This is a genomic window from Psychrobacter sp. TWP2-1-2 (assembly GCF_049896785.1).
Classification (GTDB): Bacteria; Pseudomonadota; Gammaproteobacteria; order Pseudomonadales; family Moraxellaceae; genus Psychrobacter.
In genome coordinates this window covers 59,802-78,595 of sequence record NZ_JAFCVA010000001.1, presented here as the reverse complement: position 1 = coordinate 78,595, position 18,794 = coordinate 59,802, and the positions used below count along the sequence as shown (strand labels likewise).

The 18,794-nt window shown below is 43.0% G+C and carries 18 protein-coding genes and 1 pseudogene; 13 read left to right on the top strand and 6 right to left on the bottom strand.

The features are described from left to right. Window positions 1–104: 104 nt before the first annotated feature. The 10 genes and pseudogenes from ilvA (at window position 105) to ACP7AE_RS00320 (ending at window position 7,945) form a co-directional block, all read left to right on the top strand. Window positions 105–1,658, top strand: a complete 1,554-nt coding sequence (gene ilvA, locus ACP7AE_RS00365) for a threonine ammonia-lyase, biosynthetic (protein ID WP_426240962.1) — start codon at window positions 105–107, stop codon at window positions 1,656–1,658. Between the two features lie 116 nt (window positions 1,659–1,774). After that, entirely contained in the window at window positions 1,775–2,215 is a 441-nt protein-coding gene (locus ACP7AE_RS00360) for a hypothetical protein (RefSeq protein ID WP_426240961.1), read from the top strand. A gap of 63 nt (window positions 2,216–2,278) precedes the next feature. Further along, window positions 2,279–2,428 (top strand): annotated as a pseudogene (locus ACP7AE_RS00355) (excalibur calcium-binding domain-containing protein); the annotation flags it as partial. Between the two features lie 29 nt (window positions 2,429–2,457). Continuing rightward, window positions 2,458–3,138: an FMN-binding negative transcriptional regulator gene (locus tag ACP7AE_RS00350; protein ID WP_426240960.1), complete on the top strand. Its 681-nt coding sequence runs from the start codon at window positions 2,458–2,460 to the stop codon at window positions 3,136–3,138. A 125-nt stretch (window positions 3,139–3,263) separates the two neighbouring features. Continuing rightward, window positions 3,264–3,704: an RNA-binding S4 domain-containing protein gene (locus ACP7AE_RS00345; RefSeq protein WP_426240959.1), complete on the top strand. Its 441-nt coding sequence runs from the start codon at window positions 3,264–3,266 to the stop codon at window positions 3,702–3,704. A 206-nt stretch (window positions 3,705–3,910) separates the two neighbouring features. Continuing rightward, window positions 3,911–4,408 (top strand): low molecular weight protein-tyrosine-phosphatase, encoded by a 498-nt coding sequence (locus ACP7AE_RS00340; RefSeq protein ID WP_193008127.1) that lies wholly within the window; start codon window positions 3,911–3,913, stop codon window positions 4,406–4,408. 134 nt (window positions 4,409–4,542) lie between these two features. Beyond that, window positions 4,543–5,649, top strand: a complete 1,107-nt coding sequence (gene murB, locus ACP7AE_RS00335; protein WP_426241159.1) for a UDP-N-acetylmuramate dehydrogenase — start codon at window positions 4,543–4,545, stop codon at window positions 5,647–5,649. Next, window positions 5,609–6,412, top strand: a complete 804-nt coding sequence (locus ACP7AE_RS00330) for a YdcF family protein (RefSeq protein ID WP_426240958.1) — start codon at window positions 5,609–5,611, stop codon at window positions 6,410–6,412. Before murB ends, ACP7AE_RS00330 begins: the two co-directional genes overlap by 41 nt. A gap of 125 nt (window positions 6,413–6,537) precedes the next feature. Beyond that, complete coding sequence (ccoS, locus tag ACP7AE_RS00325) at window positions 6,538–6,834, top strand: cbb3-type cytochrome oxidase assembly protein CcoS (protein WP_201553777.1); 297 nt, start codon at window positions 6,538–6,540, stop codon at window positions 6,832–6,834. A gap of 208 nt (window positions 6,835–7,042) precedes the next feature. Next, complete coding sequence (locus ACP7AE_RS00320) at window positions 7,043–7,945, top strand: sulfite exporter TauE/SafE family protein (protein WP_426240957.1); 903 nt, start codon at window positions 7,043–7,045, stop codon at window positions 7,943–7,945. Between the two features lie 149 nt (window positions 7,946–8,094). Here ACP7AE_RS00320 and ACP7AE_RS00315 read toward each other — a convergent pair whose 3' ends face one another. Further along, a complete protein-coding gene (locus tag ACP7AE_RS00315) occupies window positions 8,095–9,249 on the bottom strand; it encodes a DEAD/DEAH box helicase (RefSeq protein ID WP_045452864.1) in 1,155 nt (384 codons plus the stop codon). Window positions 9,250–9,541: 292 nt separating this feature from the next. Beyond that, complete coding sequence (locus ACP7AE_RS00310) at window positions 9,542–9,757, bottom strand: cold-shock protein (RefSeq protein WP_011513806.1); 216 nt, start codon at window positions 9,755–9,757, stop codon at window positions 9,542–9,544. A 477-nt stretch (window positions 9,758–10,234) separates the two neighbouring features. Here ACP7AE_RS00310 and aroQ point away from each other — a divergent pair, with 477 nt between their 5' ends. Both aroQ and ACP7AE_RS00300 read left to right on the top strand, forming a co-directional pair. Then, on the top strand, window positions 10,235–10,771 hold the full coding sequence (gene aroQ, locus ACP7AE_RS00305; RefSeq protein WP_426240956.1) for a type II 3-dehydroquinate dehydratase: 537 nt from the start codon (window positions 10,235–10,237) through the stop codon (window positions 10,769–10,771). Window positions 10,772–10,905: 134 nt separating this feature from the next. After that, on the top strand, window positions 10,906–12,207 hold the full coding sequence (locus tag ACP7AE_RS00300; RefSeq protein ID WP_426240955.1) for an ABC1 kinase family protein: 1,302 nt from the start codon (window positions 10,906–10,908) through the stop codon (window positions 12,205–12,207). A 48-nt stretch (window positions 12,208–12,255) separates the two neighbouring features. Here ACP7AE_RS00300 and ACP7AE_RS00295 read toward each other — a convergent pair whose 3' ends face one another. Then, window positions 12,256–13,086: an ion transporter gene (locus ACP7AE_RS00295; protein ID WP_045446426.1), complete on the bottom strand. Its 831-nt coding sequence runs from the start codon at window positions 13,084–13,086 to the stop codon at window positions 12,256–12,258. A gap of 400 nt (window positions 13,087–13,486) precedes the next feature. Here ACP7AE_RS00295 and ACP7AE_RS00290 point away from each other — a divergent pair, with 400 nt between their 5' ends. Next, the gene (locus ACP7AE_RS00290; RefSeq protein ID WP_060491175.1) at window positions 13,487–14,236 is read left to right on the top strand and encodes a YebC/PmpR family DNA-binding transcriptional regulator; all 750 of its coding nucleotides are present in this window, start codon (window positions 13,487–13,489) and stop codon (window positions 14,234–14,236) included. Between the two features lie 124 nt (window positions 14,237–14,360). On the opposite strand, the gene bilR is transcribed toward ACP7AE_RS00290, so the two are convergent. From bilR to ftsY, 3 genes are all read right to left on the bottom strand, one after another. Further along, the gene (bilR, locus tag ACP7AE_RS00285) at window positions 14,361–16,310 is read right to left on the bottom strand and encodes a bilirubin reductase, long form (RefSeq protein WP_426240954.1); all 1,950 of its coding nucleotides are present in this window, start codon (window positions 16,308–16,310) and stop codon (window positions 14,361–14,363) included. Window positions 16,311–16,413: 103 nt separating this feature from the next. Next, window positions 16,414–16,986 carry a methylated-DNA--[protein]-cysteine S-methyltransferase gene (locus ACP7AE_RS00280; RefSeq protein WP_426240953.1) on the bottom strand — a complete coding sequence of 191 codons (573 nt, stop codon included), beginning with the start codon at window positions 16,984–16,986 and terminating at the stop codon, window positions 16,414–16,416. Window positions 16,987–17,064: 78 nt separating this feature from the next. Next, complete coding sequence (gene ftsY / locus ACP7AE_RS00275; protein WP_426241158.1) at window positions 17,065–18,111, bottom strand: signal recognition particle-docking protein FtsY; 1,047 nt, start codon at window positions 18,109–18,111, stop codon at window positions 17,065–17,067. Window positions 18,112–18,794: the final 683 nt, after the last annotated feature.

Below are 18,794 nucleotides of genomic sequence, written 5' to 3'. Positions count from 1 at the left end.
AAATCGCTGCAAAAACTGCAATAGGGTCTTGCAAGACCGTTAAAATCAGCATAGGCTAATCTATTTAATTTTCTATTCATCCACACTTTTTATTAGGGAACATTATGTTGTCACATTGGGTACGAGCCATCTTGCAAGCCACCGTCTATGACGTGGCAATTCAAACACCACTTGAAGCGGCGCCCAAGCTGACCCAACGTTTTGCTAATGACATTCGTTTTAAACGCGAAGACTTGCAACCGGTCAAATCCTTTAAATTGCGTGGTGCCTATAATCGAATTAGTCAGTTAAGTGATGAGCAAAAAGTACGCGGCGTCATTTGCGCCTCAGCAGGTAATCACGCACAAGGCGTTGCTTACTCCGCCCGCAAACTTGCCCTAAACAATATCATCGTGATGCCGACCACCACCCCTGACATCAAAGTAGATGCCGTTAAAGCACTGGGCGGCAACGTCGATTTGTATGGTGATAGCTTCGATGAAGCCAACCGTTATGCAATCAATCGCGCTGAAACAGAAGGTCTGACCTTTATTCCACCTTACGATGATGAATTGGTGATTGCCGGACAAGGTACCATTGGTCTTGAGCTCACCCAGCAATGGCGCAATATGGATTATGTGTTCGTCGCGGTTGGCGGTGGTGGTCTCATCTCAGGTGTCGCGGCATTTTTGGGCGAAGTTGCGCCACATGTCAAAGTGATTGCGGTGGAAGCAGAGCAATCAGCTTCTCTTAAAGCGGCGCTTGAAGCCAATGAGCGCGTTAAGCTTGAGCAAGTTGGACTGTTCGTCGACGGCGTGGCAGTTGCTCAAATCGGCGAATTGCCATTTGAAATTGTCCGCATGCAAAAGAGTGATAAATCAGGTCCTTTAGTCGAGCCTGAAGTGATGACTTGTACCAATGACGAAGTATGTGCGGCGGTTAAAGACATCTTTGAAGAAAATCGCAGTATCGTTGAGCCTGCGGGCGCGTTACCCGTTGCTGGTATGAAAAAATATATCGAAGCCCATAATCTACAAGGTAAAAACTGCGTCGGTATCATTTGCGGTGCCAATATGAACTTTGACCGCCTACGTTATATCGCTGAGCGTACTGAAATTGGTGAGAAAAAAGAAGCCATCTTTGGTGTGACAATTCCTGAGCAGACAGGCGCTTTCTTAAATTTCTGCCGTAGTTTACATGGACGCAATATTACTGAATTTAATTATCGCGCCGATAGTAAAAAATCACCTGACTCTATGGAACCTGCATCAATATTTGTCGGTATCGCACTAAAAGAAGGCGACAAAGAGCGCAAAACCATTCGTACGCAATTGGCAGCTGATGGCTATACAGCTCATGATCTGACCGATGATGATATTGCCAAATCGCATATCCGTCACTTGATTGGTGGTCATGCGCATGTTGCAAACGAGCAATTATTAAGTGTGGTTTTCCCTGAACGTCCAGGGGCATTGCTGAAGTTTTTAGAAAAACTGGGTGATGACTTTAATATCACTTTGTTTCATTATCGCAATCATGGTGCCGCCGAAGGTCGCGTATTGGTCGGTTTGCAAGCGTCTGAAGGTAACTCTCGTCAATTACAAGACGCGTTACTCGATATCGGCTATGACTGCACCATGCTCAATGACAATATTGGTTATCAATTATTTTTGAAATAAAAATAGACTATCAATCCATCATTTTTCAGGGCATTTTTTTAATTAGCTAAAAAAATGCTCTAATAAATAGTAATTATTTAACACTCATAGTTCGAGGAAAAGTAATGTCACTAATTATGGAAACACCACCCAACATTGATGAATTGGTCAATAATGCCAATTGTAAATATTGTTGGAAAACACGCCTATCTGCATTAAACGAGTTAAGAAAATATGATTGTCAGCAATCACGTGATGTCATAACCCGATTAGCTTTACATGACAAAGTATACAAGATAAAAGAGGAAGCTTTTCGTGCTACTCAAGCTTTGAATATTACTAAAAATGGCAAACCGATTCGATTGGGTAAAAAAGATATTGGTTTCAAACCGAAAGATATTACCAAGCTATTTCTTAGAGTAAAGCGTGAAAATAAAATTGAGGATTTTGATCTTTCTGCGTTTAAAACTGGTTTTAAATGTCTTAACCCAGAAATGTTTGACGTACTTAACTTTGAGAAAAACAATAAATTCGATTCATGGATTGAAAATACATTTGAGTCTCTACCCAAGAAATAATATAAAAACTCAACTAAAAATTTTACTACTGAGGTTGCAGCGGTAAAACCAGTACTCACGTCGTCAGCATCGAGATTTACCTGCGATGGCAGAAAACATTGCTCTCAGATGACGTCATGCGCAGAAGCCACTTACTTTGTACAACACTGCCCGAATACCAAAATGGATGGTAATAATGATGGTATCCCATGTGAGCAGCAGTGGTGTCGCTGATTTTATATCAAATATAAACTGAGAACAGCATGCATACTCCTGCTATTTTTGCCGAAGAAAACCTAGAAAACATCATTGGGTTTATCGCAGCCAACCCCTTAGCGACCTTGGTTGCTCAAACCAAAGATGGCATCGAAGCCTGCCATATACCGCTCTTCTGGCATAACGATAACTTTATGCCTGATGCTAGTGTTGGTTCTGATATTAACTCTAATGCTCAGCACGGCTATCTTTATGGTCATTTCGGTCGTAAAAACCCTATTTATCAGAACGCCTCACCAGATACTGCGTGGTTAATTATTTTTCAAGATTCTGGACATTATATCAGCCCCAACTGGTATCCTAGCAAAGCGAAAACCCATAAAGAAGTGCCCACTTGGAACTATCAAAGCGTCCATATTCAATCCAAAATTGAGCTACTTGAAGACGCCGATACGCTGAAATGGATATTAACAACCATGACTGCACGGCAAGAGGTACTATCCGACCATCCTTGGTCATTAGATGAGGCACCTGCTACTTATATCGATGCTATGTGCCGAGGTATTATTGGCTTTAAGCTACCCATCGATTCTATACAAGCACAATTTAAATTAAGCCAAAATAAAACCGTAGAAAATATCACAGGTGTGATTAATGGTTTAGCGCAGTTAAAGACAAATGATGCGGCTGAAATGGCGATGAAAGTTGCCAATCAGAATAATGGCTAAGACGAGACTTTCGCTCTTCACCATAAAAATCTATTTTTAAACATTTTGATAGCACAGTGCTCTTTCAATTTGCAAAAAAAGCACCATTATTATTATCTTACTTTATGGATATCGATGAGGTTTTGATGAGTAAACACAACAAAAACCACAATCAGCCTAACCATAGCCAACCTGATGTCGTGCGTATGCGCCTCGACAAGTGGTTGTGGGCAGCACGATTTTATCGCACTCGCAACCTTGCTAAAGAAGCCATCGAAAGCGGACGGGTACATTATGCGGGTAGCCGCGTAAAGACCAGTAAAGAGATTATGATTGGCGATGAACTACAGATTCGTCAAGGCTCAGCCACTGCCATGACTGAAAAGACCGTCATCGTTGAAGCACTAACGGCGCAACGTGGTAATGCGCTCGCTGCTGAAATTTTGTATTCAGAGACTGAAGAAAGCGAAGAGCGCCGCGCTTATCATGCTGAGCAGCGCAAACTTGCCAATCTTGCACGGCCTGATAATAAACCCAACAAAAAAGAGCGCCGTGACCTTCAACGCTTTAAGCACAAACAAGAATAAGCTGTTCAAAGTACGACCTTAGATTATAAATAATATCATCGAAAATTCGTGAACAGATGACCGTATTGTTTAGCTTCTACTCTTGCCATTCAAGGCATTAACCGTTACGCTGACAGCCGATTTACTTAATTAATTGCATGCTAATAAAAGCCGCACTAACATGCCGGTCTCTTATAGCATGTTTTTTTGTTATACAAGGTCATATTATGCTGCTGAAAACCTGTACTCCGTCTTCTGTATTATTGGTTTGTTTGGGAAATATTTGCCGATCGCCAACGGCTGAAGAAGTCTTTCGTCAGCAAGCAGCGATTGCTGGATTGTCAATCAAAGTAGATTCAGCAGGAACGAGTGACTCGCATATTGGTCATGCGCCCGACACTCGCTCGCAACGCCATGCAAAAGCGCATGGTTATAAAATCAATAAACTGGTCGCCCGCCAAGTCAGTGCCGATGACTTTCGTAATTTTGATTTAATCCTAGCAATGGATACACAGAATTTAGCTGATTTACAAGCCATCAAAGACAGCTTGATAGAGACAGAAGATAATTTGGCCAAGTTGGCTTTATTTAGTGAAGAAGATCCTACTTATGGCGGCGACGATGTGCCAGATCCTTATAAAGGCGATGGCGATGACTTTGAAGAGGTAATTGAGCGTATTGAGTCAAGCGCACAAGCGTGGATTGAAAGCTGGAAAGCTTGCTAACGATAAAGCTAACTTTCTGCCACCTTTGTGTCTTTCATCCTTTATAATAAACACTGTGTAATCCATTATCTATCTGCCACATGGGCTATGTTATGACCTCAGTTTCACGCTTGGATTCTAGTACTCAATTTGCCATGACCACTGATTTGCCAGCGAGCTTATTGACCCGTAAACTAGTCGATTTGTCACATGGTAATACCATGGCCTTAGCCTGTGTCGCGGATACTGTCGTGACACTGACGGCTGAAGCACAGCTTGACGATTTTATGGCAAATTATACAAAAGACATAGCGCAAAATAAGCCATTATTTGTGTTGTCTGGCGGTAGTAATGTGTTATTACCAGCGCATCTGAATGCTATCGTATTGCAGCCCCAAATGCGCGGTATCAGCCTCACCGCTCAGACAGATAGCCACGTCGATATCGCAGTAATGGCAGGTGAAAACTGGCATGACTTGGTGGTATATACGGTCAGTCAAGGTTGGTATGGGCTAGAAAATCTGGCACTAATCCCAGGGCTAACTGGCGCAGCACCCGTACAAAATATCGGTGCTTATGGTGTCCAACTAGAAGACTGCTTACAGTATGTACGAGCCTATCACTTACCCACTCAAACTTGGCATCATCTCACAGCTGCCGACTGCGAGTTTGGCTATCGTGACAGCATTTTTAAACGTGCGCCTAATACCTGGCTAATCAGCTGTGTTGGGTTCAGATTACATACCGATGCAACCAAAATCCTAGCCAGCTATGGTGATGTGCAAACCGTTGCGCAACGATATGCCGAGCAAGACGATCGTACGCAGCCAGTGCCTGCGGATATCATGCAAGCGATTATTAATATTCGCCAACAAAAACTCCCTAATCCCAAGCAACTGCCAAATTGTGGTAGCTTTTTTCAAAACCCCATTATTCCTCAATCGCACTTTATTGCTTTACAATCGACCTACCCTACTATCGTCGGCTACGCTATGCCTGATGCCATGGTAAAGGTTGCGGCAGGCTGGTTGATTGAACAGACAGGCTTAAAAGGTGGTGGTATTGCACCGATTGTCACCCATCAGCAGCAAGCCTTGGTGCTGACCAATCATACCCCTTATCACGCCACTCAAGACAATGTAGCAGACGCCCAACGACATATCGTCGATACAGTTTATGAAAAATTTGCGATTCAGTTAGCGCGTGAGCCAGTGTGGGTAAATGCTGACGGCTCTATTGGGTATGATGAGCATGTGGTCTAAGCGGCTATTATCTAAGCGACTATGGCGTTATTACCTGCGTTCAGCTGAGCGTATGATAAAGCTATTTCGCATTATCAATATTACCTTTTTACTTGGTTCAACGACTGTTATTTTAGTACTCATCAGCCTATTCACGCCATTGTTCTCCCAAGCGATTGTTTATCTATTTACGCTTTTGCCATTGCCCAGCCTACCCTCTGCTGCGTTGAGTTCACCGCCTACCGCTTATGTGGTGTTAGGCGGCGGACTAACCAACGATCATGACAATCAAATTATTCTTAATAGTTACAGCCTCAACCGTGCCCGTACCGCTGCCAGCGCTTATCACGACTTACCCTTACCTATTGTACTAAGCGGTGCTGAAGCGCCGTGGCTCGGTCAATGGCTCATTGAGCATGGTATTGATGGGCTGATAAGTGAAAATGCCAGTATGAATACCTGCGAAAATGCGCGTTTTACCGCCAAACGTATTCCACTGCGTCATGTGTATCTCATTACTGACAGCTACCATATGGCACGTGCTCGTAGACAGTTTGCCTTAAACGGTATCAATAGCACACCACTTAGCGCCCCTTTACCAGTGAGCCGTGACTGGATGAGACCTGCGCAAAACTTAAGTCATTCTCGACGCGCTGTTTATGAGGTTGCTGCTTATTTACGCGATGTGATACGTCCTCAAATGAATTGTCGTCATGCTAACGACGTGACCTCACAGCAGCTGTTAACCCCTAGAGGTAACGCAGCAAAAAAACCTGACGAATAAAGTTAAATACAAGCAGGTAGCCCGTTCAATATCTTTTAAGAACTAACCCTAATCTCTACCGGTCATCCACTATACTTGTGATGAGTGTATAATAATAAAAGAAAATGCTATTTAAGAGAGTTACCATGCTCAGTATATTTTTGTTAATTCCATTAAGTCTCATGCTGTTTGTGGTTGCCATTTGGGCGGTACGCTATGCGGTCAAATCAAATCAGTTTGAAGATTTGGACAATGCATCACAGCGCATCATATTGGATGATCGCCAAGAGCGACGGCAAACCATACAGGCTCATGATTACTCAGCGCCTATTTCACAGAATGACGATACCACAGCGACTGATATAGTCGCTGATGATAAGGTGAGCCATCCTGATATAGAGTCAATCGATCATGCTGACCTTGATAAACAGCCAAAAATCTAGCATTGAGCCACCTTATCTATAGTGGAAGCTATTAAAAGTGTGAATATATGGCAACCGAGCGCAAATAATACGACTTAGTACATTGAACAAGGTGGATGCCGTAACCACTTATCAAGGCTTGTACTATCTGCGCAACCTACTGTTAAGTATTGTTTAAATGCCGATTGTATGCGTAGGTTTGCTTTTCATTTTTTAGGAGAATCGCTCCATGACCACCGCTTTACTTGTTGCGGCACTACTAATGGGATTTTTTGGTTCACCGCATTGCTTAGGCATGTGTGGCGGTCTGGTGACAGCATTTGGGCTATCGATGAAAGACGTCAGCCCGACCAAACGCCGTGCTCTTGTGGCAACTTACCATTTAGGTCGTTTGACCAGTTACGCATTTTTAGGTTTGATGGCAGGTCTGATTGGCACCACTGTACTAGAGCCTTTAATGAAAGGTAACAGTACGCCACGTATCTTGCTAGGCTTGGTGTTAGTGTTCGTCGGCGTGACCATGCTTGGCGCACCATTTTTAAAAAATCTTGAGCGTTTTGGTATGCGATTTTGGCAATATCTCAGTCCACTTCGTCAAAAAGTATTTCCACTCAACACCTTTCCGCGAGCATTAACGGCTGGACTGCTTTGGGGATTTTTGCCTTGCGGATTGGTTTATGGTGCATTATTGATTGCAGTGGTCGCTCACAATCTACTAAGCGGTGCCGCACTCATGTTTGTGTTTGGCTTAGGAACCGTTCCGATGCTAGTCGCCACGCACGAAACCGTTGGCTGGTTACGTGACAAGATTGGACGTTTTCGCTTGAGACAGCTCAATGGCGCTGTCATAGTATTATCTGGCTTAGCCGTTGTGTTTGTCCCTATAGCAATGTCTAGCATGCATGGGGGCCATGATATGTCCAACATGCAAGGCGATCATATGCAAATGAGCGATTCACAAATGATGGATATGCCGATGGATACAAATATGGATCACAGCAGCCATCATATGATGCCAACTGATAACAGCACAACTCCCCAAGGTATGGATCATAGTATGCATGATATGAGTGATGGCACGATCAACATGAACCACGATGAACATTCTGAAATGATGGAACAAGCTCAATAGAATCATCGATAATAGATATTGTTAAAATATAAAATCATTTAACATCAAAATCCATCATATAAAAAAGCCTTCAACATCAATCATGATGTTGAGGGCTTTTATGATTCCGACAGCTGTACACTATCGTAGAACTAACGGCTTATAAATCACTACTCTTGCCACTGCTCAAGGGTAAACTTAGTATCTAAATGCTTCTCTAGCGCGGGTATATTAAAAGCATCATCTTCACTCACAAAACTAATGCTGATGCCTGTTTGTCCAGCACGACCCGTACGACCAATACGATGCACGTAATCATCTGGCTGATCAGGCAAGGTATAATTAACCACGTGGCTAACATCATCGACATGGATACCGCGTCCTGCGACATCAGTTGCCACCAAGATAGAAGCATGACCATCTTTAAAACGCTGTAAATACTTTTCGCGTTTTTGTTGAATGACATCGCCTGACAACATCACAATTTTATGTGCTTGACGCAGCTTATGATAGAGACGCTTGACTTGGTCTTTACGATTGGCAAAGACAATCACTTTATCCACTGCCGTATCACTGATGATACGCTGCAACGCTTCTAATTTTTGATCTTCTGTCAGTAAGTAAAAGTGCTGATCGACCAACTCACTGGTTTTATGTTCTGGCTCGATTTCAACAAACTGCGGCTCATGCAACCAGCGATAGGCTAGATTCATCACATCTTGGTTAAAGGTGGCAGAAAACAGTAAGCTTTGACGGTCTGTATTGGCTGGCATCCGACCGACCAAACGCTTGATGTCAGGGATAAAACCCATATCCAGCATGCGATCTGCTTCATCCAACACCAGTACTTCCACTCGATCTAAATAAACCATGCCCTTATTGGCAAGATCAATCAAACGACCAGGTGTCGCGACTAAAATATCGACATATTGACGCTCAAGCTCATGCTGCTGAGTCTCATAATTGGTGCCACCCATAATACAAACGCTGTGTAGCGAAGTATATTTGGTCAAAGCGATACAATCATCAAATATTTGCTGAGCAAGCTCGCGAGTGGGTGCCATAACCACTGCGCGTGGCTCACCCAAATAACGCTCTTCATCATTAGTAAAAGGACGTTTAAGCAAGGCTTCCATAATAGTCAATAGAAAGGTTGCCGTCTTGCCAGTACCCGTCTGCGCCTGTCCAATAGCATCTTGATTTGCCAGCGTATGCGGTAATATTTGTGCTTGGATGGGCGTTAATGCCGTAAAACCTAGATCGCTTACGGCACGTAAGGTCGGTGCTGAAAGTGGCAAATCAGTAAACGTGGTAAAATTACTCAAAAAAATATCCTTTTAAATTAATCACTTGTTCATTACTAATAATAAGTAGGCTCATGATAAATAAGCTCATGATAACCCGTTATATTGCTATCTAAATTAAGCAGCAACAACAATATGAAATATATATATAGCTGACTGAGATACGGGCATAAAAAAAGCCAAGCCTAACGCCTAATCCCACCAAACATGCTAATTTTGACTCAACATGGGTAAGATAAAACGGGCTTGACTCAGTAGTATATCAGTAGTGTCTACAGACATTATAGCTAAACCGCTCTAATGACTGGATAGATTACTCTTCTACTTTTCTGACTTCTTCAGCTTGAAGACCTTTATCACCTTCTACCACACTGAATTCGACCTTTTCGCCATCTTTTAGAGAACGATAGCCATCACCTTGAATCGCGCGGAAATGGACAAAAATATCTTCTCCGCTGTCACGTTGAATGAAGCCAAAGCCTTTTGAGTCATTAAACCACTTAACGATACCTTGCTCACGAGCTGACATAATATTGCTTCCTAAAAAAGTCCGCTTAGCCCCAAATTCCTTTGCAACATTGCATATAAACGGGATCTAAGATGATGAAATCAAAAACTTAAGAGTACTATCCTCACTACTATCATCTACATACCGCATCTATAGCAAATAACGGTATGTACCAACACAGTGAGTATTTACAAACATAACGACTGTCTTACTGATTGCTCTACTTCGGCAGTAGCAACAAACTTGCAATAATTATTGCATAAAAAATATCATAGCACGGGTTTTTAGCAACATAAAGACTTTTAACATGATTTTTTGGCTTTAGCTTTATTTCTCATGTAATTTTTTTATAACCTCGCCATCAAGCTGTTATCATAAAGAGAAAGGTTTGATTAAACTGTGCAATTTTACGCTTATGCCATTTCATGCTTATACAGTATATAAACCTTATAACAAATAATAAATCCTCAACCTCGTTTCATCTTTATAGAGACCATTATGACCTCTCCTTCTCAGTCTATACCAACCGTCACACCTTCGAAGCAAAATGCCGATAAAACACTCACTCATAAGTTATTGCTCGTTAATGGGGTCAATTTGAATTTATTGGGTAAGCGCGAACCTGAGATTTATGGTCATACGACACTAGCAGATATCGAGGAACGTCTGATCGCACGTGCAGCTCAGCACGGTATTGACTTGATATGTATACAATCCAATCATGAAGGTAAACTGATAGATGACATCCAATATCATGGACTTTTAGCGGATACCGCGCTGCAAGTAGATGCCATTATCATTAACCCCGCCGCCTTTACTCATACCTCGGTTGCGTTACGTGATGCGCTCTTGGCCACACAAAAACCGTTTATCGAGGTACACTTATCCAATGTGCATGCGCGCGAGCCATTTCGGCATCATTCTTATCTAAGCGATGTCGCCGTCGGTGTTATTTGTGGTTTGGGGCATCTGGGTTATCAAATGGCATTGTCCTACTGGCTTGATAGCCTCTACTCTGTCACAATCAGCGATTAATGCTTAATCCTGATAACCGAAAACCATGAATTGTATAACTATGCTTTATCAATAGCACACGAGTTAAACAGCAATTGTTTGACTAAAATACTAAAATTATGACTGAGCAAACAACCCACTACATGGTGATATGAATGGCAAAATCGTCTGGAAAGCGCTTTATGAAATTGGCTGGCATGACAGCAAGCATTGCCGGCAAAGCAGCTAAAAACTCATTTAAGCACCTCTCAAGTGACGAAGAAAAACGTTTACAAGCACGCTCAGAGCTGATGCAAGATGTGGGCATTCAGATAGCCGAAACGTTGGGTGAAATGAAAGGCGCGGTGATGAAGGTCGGGCAAATTGCCTCGCAATATAAAGACGTGTTCCCACCAGAAGTAGCGACAGCGTTAGAAAAGCTGCAAAAAGATGCGCCGCCCATGCCCTATGCGCAGATACGTGCACAAATTGAGCGCGAGCTTAAAGCGCCTGTCGCAGAATTGTTTAGCGAATTTGATGAAACACCGTTTGCGGCGGCTTCCATCGGTCAAGTGCATAAAGCCGTTTTGCCATCTGGTCAAAAAGTGGTGGTTAAAGTCCAATATCCTGATGTCGATGAAAACTGTGATAGTGACCTCAAACAAGTACGCATGGCACTAAAAATTGCGGGTGTGCTCAATATGAGCAAACAGTTGCAAGAGCAACTATTCAACGAGATTCGCCAAAGCTTACATGATGAATTGGACTATATTAAAGAAGCGCATAACTTACGAGTGTTTGGCGCATTTCATGCAGAAGACAAAGGTCTTATCATTCCTAAAGTCATTAGCAGCCACTCTTCTAAACGGGTTTTAACCTTAACAGAAGAGATGGGAGAAACCCTAACCGTCGCGGCGACTTGGGACAATGACATCAAACAACACATAGCCAAGCGCCTGTTCCACTTTACCGCAGGACAACTATTTGGCTTATACCGTATGCACTGTGACCCACATCCCGGCAACTTTGCCTTTCGCAAAGATGGCAGTGTGGTGGCTTATGATTTTGGCGGCATTCGTAGCTATAGTGACAGCGAAGTTCAATTGTTCCGCCGTTTTGCTAAGCATGCCATTAAAGGAGATGTGACTGCCCTTGAGCAGGACCTCATCGCTCTTGATATTCGCCGTGATGACGATAAAAATATCCCCGGAGAGTTTTATGAGAAATGGCTATCCATTGGGCTAAAGCCTCTGTCTATTCAACCTTATCAACAAGGCGCTTTTGATTTTGGTCAAAGTCAGGTTCATCACGAAGTCATTGCTCAAATGCGGACGTCGTTGAAGTACTTTGGTCAATTCCAACCTTCTGCAACCACCATGATGCTAGATCGCACAGTGTCAGGACAATACTGGAACTTGGTCAACCTCGGTGTTGAAATTGACTTATCACCACTCGTTAGTGAATATATTGATGTATAACGATATAAAATATAAATATTTACGAAAGCAGACAACGCACAAACACTACTAAATATGCAAAGCGTGTCCACAACGATCACAGAATTCTGCTGCAATGGCATGACCGAACTTGCCACAATTAGGACAGGTGACGGGATTGAGTTGCGGACGCATATTACGTGCCAGCTCAGAAGTAAAAATCCCCGTTGGCACTGCAATTATCGAATAACCCGTAATCATGACCATGCTCGCAATCGCTTGACCTAGCGGTGTTTTGGGTGACATATCACCGTAACCGACCGTGGTCATGGTGACGACTGCCCAGTAGATAGACAGCGGAATACTGGTAAAGCCATTTTCAGGGCCTTCTACCACGTAAATAATCGAGCCGAAAATCGTGACCAATAATACCAGCGACAAAAAGAATACCGTGATTTTTTGCTGACTGGTTTTAAGCGCCGACGCCAAAAATCCCGCTTGTTGCATATAAGCTTTGAGCTTGAGTACGCGAAACACACGTAAAATACGCAAAACCCGTATCACTAATAGATACTGTACCCCCACAAACATAAGGCTCAGGTAACTTGGTAGCACAGATAATAAATCAACTACCCCAAAAAAACTAAAGACGTAACGCACGCGGTTGGGTGCTGAAAACAACCTGAGCGCATACTCTATCGTGAATAAAATGGTAAAAAACCATTCAGCATAGAAGAATATAGTGCCATATTGCAGGCGCATGTATAGCACACTGTCAAGCATGACCACAGCCACACTGGTCAAAATCGCAATCAATAATACAATATCAAAAAGTTTACCCAAGCGGGTATCTGTGCCTTCAATAATAATATGAATGCGGTTGCGCAGGTGGGTAATGGCTTCAGCCGTCGGTTGCTTCATATAGTCAGTAGTATCGAGTCAGTAGCGATATAAAATCAATGGCTTGATGGCAACCAATGATTTAAAATACGCTGGATAAGGCCAAGTTAGTCAAAATAGATAAAATTGGTTTATAATATTGCTCACAGGTCACATGTGAATACAATCACTAAGTTGCCACAGTGTAGCAAAAAAGCACTCTCAACAAAATACAAATCGTTAACGTGTCGGTAGCTCTGTTACTTCAAAGAAATAGCCCAAGCTATGTATAGAAACAGGTGATCTGAGGTGTGTCATCATGCAGATTGAAAAATCTTAAAATGTATAAATACGCTCATTCATGACACACTCATAGTGAAAGATTGTTATTAAACACTTGTTTTAAGCACAATAAATAATACGCAAAACTTAAGGATGTGATATGGCAGGCCATTCAAAATGGGCAAATATTAAACACCGTAAAGCCCGTCAGGATGCGGTAAAAGGTAAAGTATTCACTAAAATTATTCGTGAAATTGTCTCTGCTGCCAAGCAAGGTGATCCTGACCCTAACAAGAATCCGCGCCTACGTGCTGTCATTGAAAAAGCCCTGTCTGTCAACATGACACGAGACACCATCAACCGTGCAGTAGCTCGTGGTACAGGCGGTGATGACAATGACAATATGGACGAAGTAAGCTATGAAGGCTATGGCATCGGCGGCGTTGCAGTACTTGTCGAAACCTTGACTGACAATCTTAACCGAACAGTCAGTGAAGTACGCCACGCCTTTACCAAAAATGAAGGCAATCTGGGTACTACTGGCTCGGTCGCTTATCTATTTAATAAGCGCGGTGAAATCATCTTTAATGATACAAGCCTAGAAGATGAAGTCATGCTAGTGGCATTAGATGCAGGCGCGCTTGATATCGAGAATGATGGTGACAGCTTGCTCGTCATCACTGAATGGGAAAATTTCGGTCACGTCAAAGATGCGCTTAATGCTGCAGGTTTGGTCTCTGACAATGCCGAAGTGACCATGGCACCGTCTACCAGTGCTGAAATAGACAATGTCGATGATGCACTAAAAGTCATGAAAATGATTGATATGTTAGAAGATATCGATGATGTGCAAGAGGTTTATAGCAATGTGAACTTTTCTGCTGACGTAATGACCCAACTTGAGCAATAATTTTATTTAGCAACCTTTTATGTCTCACTCATCAAAAAGCCAAACGTTTGGCTTTTTGATGTTTTATGACTCAATATTTTCTATGATGCAATAACAACCATTTAATAGTGAAAAATCGGATTTACTAAAGCGCATTCGCTGCATCGTATGCTGACTTGGTTGCATATGATATATCAGCAACCTCACAACAATCACCTACCTGCACGACCTCAATACCTTTAACGCTCAAAGCCTCTGTATCGAAGACTACGGGACGCGCACCACTAGCGATAACGACATAGTCGTATGGAATTTGGGCAATACTGCCATTTTTATCTTCGCAACTTACTTCACCGCTGTTAATGCTTGTTACCATATATCCAGTATATTGTTCTACACCGTATGCCTTATAATTTTCGAGCATGCTAGGTAAAACAGTCACGCTGATATCACTACCAATCTGATCACGCATCTCTATTATCGATACCTTGCAGCCTTGTGTAGCAAGATATTCAGCGGTCTCACAGCCGACCACACCACCACCGATTACCGCCACGCGCCCAGATACTTTATACTTACCTGCCAGCACCTGCCACGCATCATAGACGTTTTTGCCATCTATACCTGGAATTGGCGGTATAAAACTTGACGCACCGACTGCGACGATAACAGCATCAGGCTCTAGCGCTAGTATGCTTTGAATATTCGCTGTTTGACCCAATTTTAACGTTACACCCTGAGTGTGTACGGCATGTACCAAGTCTTCTATGGCTCGGCGTATTTCATTTTTACGCGGCGGGACGGCAGCGATGTGCAACTGCCCACCCAGCTCAGTAGCGGTTTCAAACAGGGTTACACTATGACCTTTCTTTGCAGCCACACGGGCAGCTTCCAACCCTGCAGGACCGCCACCGACGACCACAACATTCTTCTTCATTTGAGCAGACATAATAAAACGCGTTTCTTCAAAGCCATTTTCAGGATTGACCACGCAAGAAATAAACGAGCGATTTAAAACATTATCAACGCAGCCTTCGTTGCAGCATATACAGCGAACGATATCAGTGGCTTTATCTGAGCCCACCTTGTTCGCCCAATCAGGATCCGCTAATAGCGCACGACCAATCCCAATCATATCAGCCTTGCCATTTTGCAGTATACCCTCACCCATGTCAGGATCGATAATACGCCCTGAGGTGCTAACCGGGATGGAAACCGCTTGCTTAACGACACCTGTGATATCAGCAAAGAAGCAGTAAGGCTGCACGCCCATCGGCGGGATCGTGTCTGCCATATTGCCCGTATGGTTCGCTTGCCCAACATGCAACATATCCACGCCAGCTGCTTCAAGCCACTGTGCAAACTCTGGCGCGTCGATTTCATCAACACCACCTTTACCGCGTTCAGGTGTGACAACCGATAATTTATAATCGATAATCATATCTGGTACGACTTTTTTTAGTGCCTCTACTAACATCAAAGCAAAGCGTGTACGATTCTCAAGAGAGCCGCCAAACTTATCCGTGCGCGTGTTCATTTGTGTGCTGCATAGCGCGCCGACCAGTCTGTCGCCATGCACCTGAATGACATCTACCCCCGCTTTTTGTGCACGCACTGCACAGGCACACATCTTGTCGATAATATCCATCAAAGCGTCTTCTGACACCTCATTAACGAAATGTTGCATGTCATGATTGAGCTGGGTGCGTACCTTGTTCATCTCGCCAGCAGCAAACAAGGCGTTAAGGACATTAACGTCATACTCAGGATAAAAAATCTGCACGCCAAGCTTGGCACCGTAAGCATGCACATTATCAGCAAGTAGCCGGAAACTGTCTATTTGGCTATCATCAAATAATTTAGGCGTCGGCGCAAAACTACGGACAGGTGCGACGTCACCTAACACGATATAGCCTGTGCCACCCTTGGCAAGACGAGTATAAAAGGCACGGCTCTGTGAGCTGATACTGCCGTCTTTGTCTTCATAGCCAGTCGTCAATGGTGGAAACATCGTACGGTTTTTAAAGATGACACCACCAATGGTGATAGGTTGTAATATTTTCATAGCCGATATTTTAGTGGTCGTATTATTCATAATATTCTACTTTTAGCCTATCCTTTGCACGCATGCTATTGATACTATTTGCATCGGAAATTTATATCGGAAAAACGATATCAGACTTGTACAATCAAAAGAACTAACGCTTAACCTCGACACCTTCGAGCGCTAGCAAGTATGTTTTTTTATCCAGTCCACCTGTATAGCCACCAAGCTTACCATCGCTAGCAATGACACGATGACACGGAACGATAATGCTAAAAGGGTTTTTACTGTTAGCATTAGCAACCGCGCGAAACCCTTTGGGACTAGCGACATTTTGTGCCAGTGTCGCATAGCTTATAGTTTCGCCATAGCCAATATCTTGTAACGCTTGCCAAACTCGTTGCTGAAACTTGGTTCCTAAGCTGATATCTAATGGCAAATCGAATGCCTGACGATCACCTTTAAAATACGATTTTAATTGCGCTATAGTCTCTATGAGTAGCGCTTGGGCAGGCTCATTTTCGCTTAGGCTGTCCTCATTGATAAACGTAAAGCTCTGATCGACAAGCCCATAATGCTTCTTAAGTTTAGGAATAGATTTTGAGCTATGCCAAGAGTCACCTGCTATCAGCCAATTGACTTCTACCAGCTTAGGACGACTATGCTCATTGACACTCGCAATTAACGTTAGCTGGTGTGCCCCAAAAGCGGCTGTGGTGACTATCATGATGCTTCCTTTCAAATGATGATATTTTCAAAAATCGTTCATCGACTAAAATGATCTATTAAAATGACCTATCGAGCGCTACTCTTTATCATCGGTCTCAAATAATGCAGCGACAAATTGTTTTGGACTAAAGGCACGTAAATCATCAATCGACTCACCAACACCAATATAGCGAATCGGCACATCCGTCGTTTCAGCAATATTAAAGACCACGCCACCTTTTGCAGTGCCATCTAGTTTGGTAATGGTAATACCGGTTAATGGTACGATTTTGTTAAAGAGTTCTACTTGATTAATCGCATTTTGACCCGTGCCAGCATCGAGGACAATCATGCCTTCGTGCGGTGCGCTTGGATCAGCTTTACGCATGACGCGTACCACTTTTTCAAGCTCTGCCATCAGGTGGGTTTTATTCTGCAAGCGTCCAGCAGTATCAGCGATTAATACATCAATATTTTTTGCTTTGGCAGACTGCATGGCATCAAAGATAACAGAGGCACTATCAGAGCCGTGACCTTGAGCGACGACTGGAATGTTATTACGCTCACCCCAAATTTGTAGCTGTTCAGTAGCAGCGGCACGGAAGGTATCACCAGCTGCCAACATGACGGATTTGCCTTCACCTTGTAAGCGCTTGGCAAGTTTACCAATCGTCGTGGTTTTACCGACACCGTTGACACCCACAACTAAAATCACAAAAGGTTTTTTACTGGTATCAATAATGAGTGGTGCGACTTTTGGCGTTAAAATATCAACCAATTCAGTTTGCAACGCTTTATATAATGAATGCGCATAAATCAAATCACCACGATCTGTCTGCTCGGTCAGACTTTTGATAATACGATTGGTCGCATTGACACCGATATCGGCAACCAGCAGTTGATCTTCGACTTCTTCCAATAGCTCATCATCAATCTCTTTGCCACCGATCAAAATACTGACCATACCTTCGGCAAGATTTTTACGCGACTTACTTAGCCCCGTTTTCATGCGGTTAAACCAGCTGCCTTTTTTCTTGTTTTCTTGCAGCTCTGTAGATTCGATTTCTGGTTGAGTGGTCACTTGTACCGCACTACTCGCAGGACTGACATTTGGGCTATCGCCAAGTTGCTCTTGTAGTGGCATGGTTGGGGCAGTAGAAATAGTGCTAAGCTTAGTATCAATATTTTTATTATTATCGTTATCAGCTGATGAAGCGCTTATAAAGCTTTCAGAGGCGTTTTGAGACGTGCTTTGCTCTTCTGTCCTCACAATTGGCGCACCCAAAGCAATGTTTTGTGCCGCATCAGCACTTGAGACATCTTTGTTTATCGTGCTGTCTTTTTGCTGATCTTCGATGCTTTGATCATTGGGCGCTTGGATAGAGCCTGCATCTTCTTTCTCATCGATAATGGGCACAGATTGCGAAGGCAGACTGGGTAAGGTAATATCATCGTCATCTAAGTCATCAAGATTGCCATCGAGATTAATGATTACACGACTGCTATTATTGGAGTTATTCATAAGCTTGCCCTAAAAGTTATCACGGTCAGTTATTTGATTATTTTAAATGGGTTGGTATGTCGTCATGTTTTTGTCATGGATCATGACCCACGACAGTCAATTTTTAGCCTAGTTTATCATAATTCGAGTTGTGCTCAGACCTTACCATCATAGCCTATCGTCAATTTTTGCAAATCTGGCAAGTCACATCATCCCTTTAGAAAGTTTCGCTTAAGATTTGGCAACAAAAATCTGACCTTGCACATGCTAAACTTCGCCTACTCTACCAGAGTTTATTGTAGAACAAGCCTTATTTCAAAACTTAC

Bases quoted from the DNA above. Each gene is read 5' to 3' on its own strand.
- ACP7AE_RS00290 (WP_060491175.1), top strand. From the start codon at position 13,487: ATGGCAGGCCATTCAAAATGGGCAAATATTAAACACCGTAAAGCCCGT.
- ilvA (WP_426240962.1), top strand. From the start codon at position 105: ATGTTGTCACATTGGGTACGAGCCATCTTGCAAGCCACCGTCTATGAC.
- ACP7AE_RS00295 (WP_045446426.1), bottom strand. From the start codon at position 13,086: ATGAAGCAACCGACGGCTGAAGCCATTACCCACCTGCGCAACCGCATT.
- ACP7AE_RS00300 (WP_426240955.1), top strand. From the start codon at position 10,906: ATGGCAAAATCGTCTGGAAAGCGCTTTATGAAATTGGCTGGCATGACA.
- bilR (WP_426240954.1), bottom strand. From the start codon at position 16,310: ATGAATAATACGACCACTAAAATATCGGCTATGAAAATATTACAACCT.
- ACP7AE_RS00320 (WP_426240957.1), top strand. From the start codon at position 7,043: ATGACCACCGCTTTACTTGTTGCGGCACTACTAATGGGATTTTTTGGT.
- ACP7AE_RS00350 (WP_426240960.1), top strand. From the start codon at position 2,458: ATGCATACTCCTGCTATTTTTGCCGAAGAAAACCTAGAAAACATCATT.
- aroQ (WP_426240956.1), top strand. From the start codon at position 10,235: ATGACCTCTCCTTCTCAGTCTATACCAACCGTCACACCTTCGAAGCAA.
- ACP7AE_RS00340 (WP_193008127.1), top strand. From the start codon at position 3,911: ATGCTGCTGAAAACCTGTACTCCGTCTTCTGTATTATTGGTTTGTTTG.
- ftsY (WP_426241158.1), bottom strand. From the start codon at position 18,111: ATGCCACTACAAGAGCAACTTGGCGATAGCCCAAATGTCAGTCCTGCG.
- ACP7AE_RS00330 (WP_426240958.1), top strand. From the start codon at position 5,609: ATGCTGACGGCTCTATTGGGTATGATGAGCATGTGGTCTAAGCGGCTA.
- murB (WP_426241159.1), top strand. From the start codon at position 4,543: ATGACCACTGATTTGCCAGCGAGCTTATTGACCCGTAAACTAGTCGAT.
- ACP7AE_RS00345 (WP_426240959.1), top strand. From the start codon at position 3,264: ATGAGTAAACACAACAAAAACCACAATCAGCCTAACCATAGCCAACCT.
- ccoS (WP_201553777.1), top strand. From the start codon at position 6,538: ATGCTCAGTATATTTTTGTTAATTCCATTAAGTCTCATGCTGTTTGTG.
- ACP7AE_RS00360 (WP_426240961.1), top strand. From the start codon at position 1,775: ATGGAAACACCACCCAACATTGATGAATTGGTCAATAATGCCAATTGT.
- ACP7AE_RS00310 (WP_011513806.1), bottom strand. From the start codon at position 9,757: ATGTCAGCTCGTGAGCAAGGTATCGTTAAGTGGTTTAATGACTCAAAA.
- ACP7AE_RS00280 (WP_426240953.1), bottom strand. From the start codon at position 16,986: ATGATAGTCACCACAGCCGCTTTTGGGGCACACCAGCTAACGTTAATT.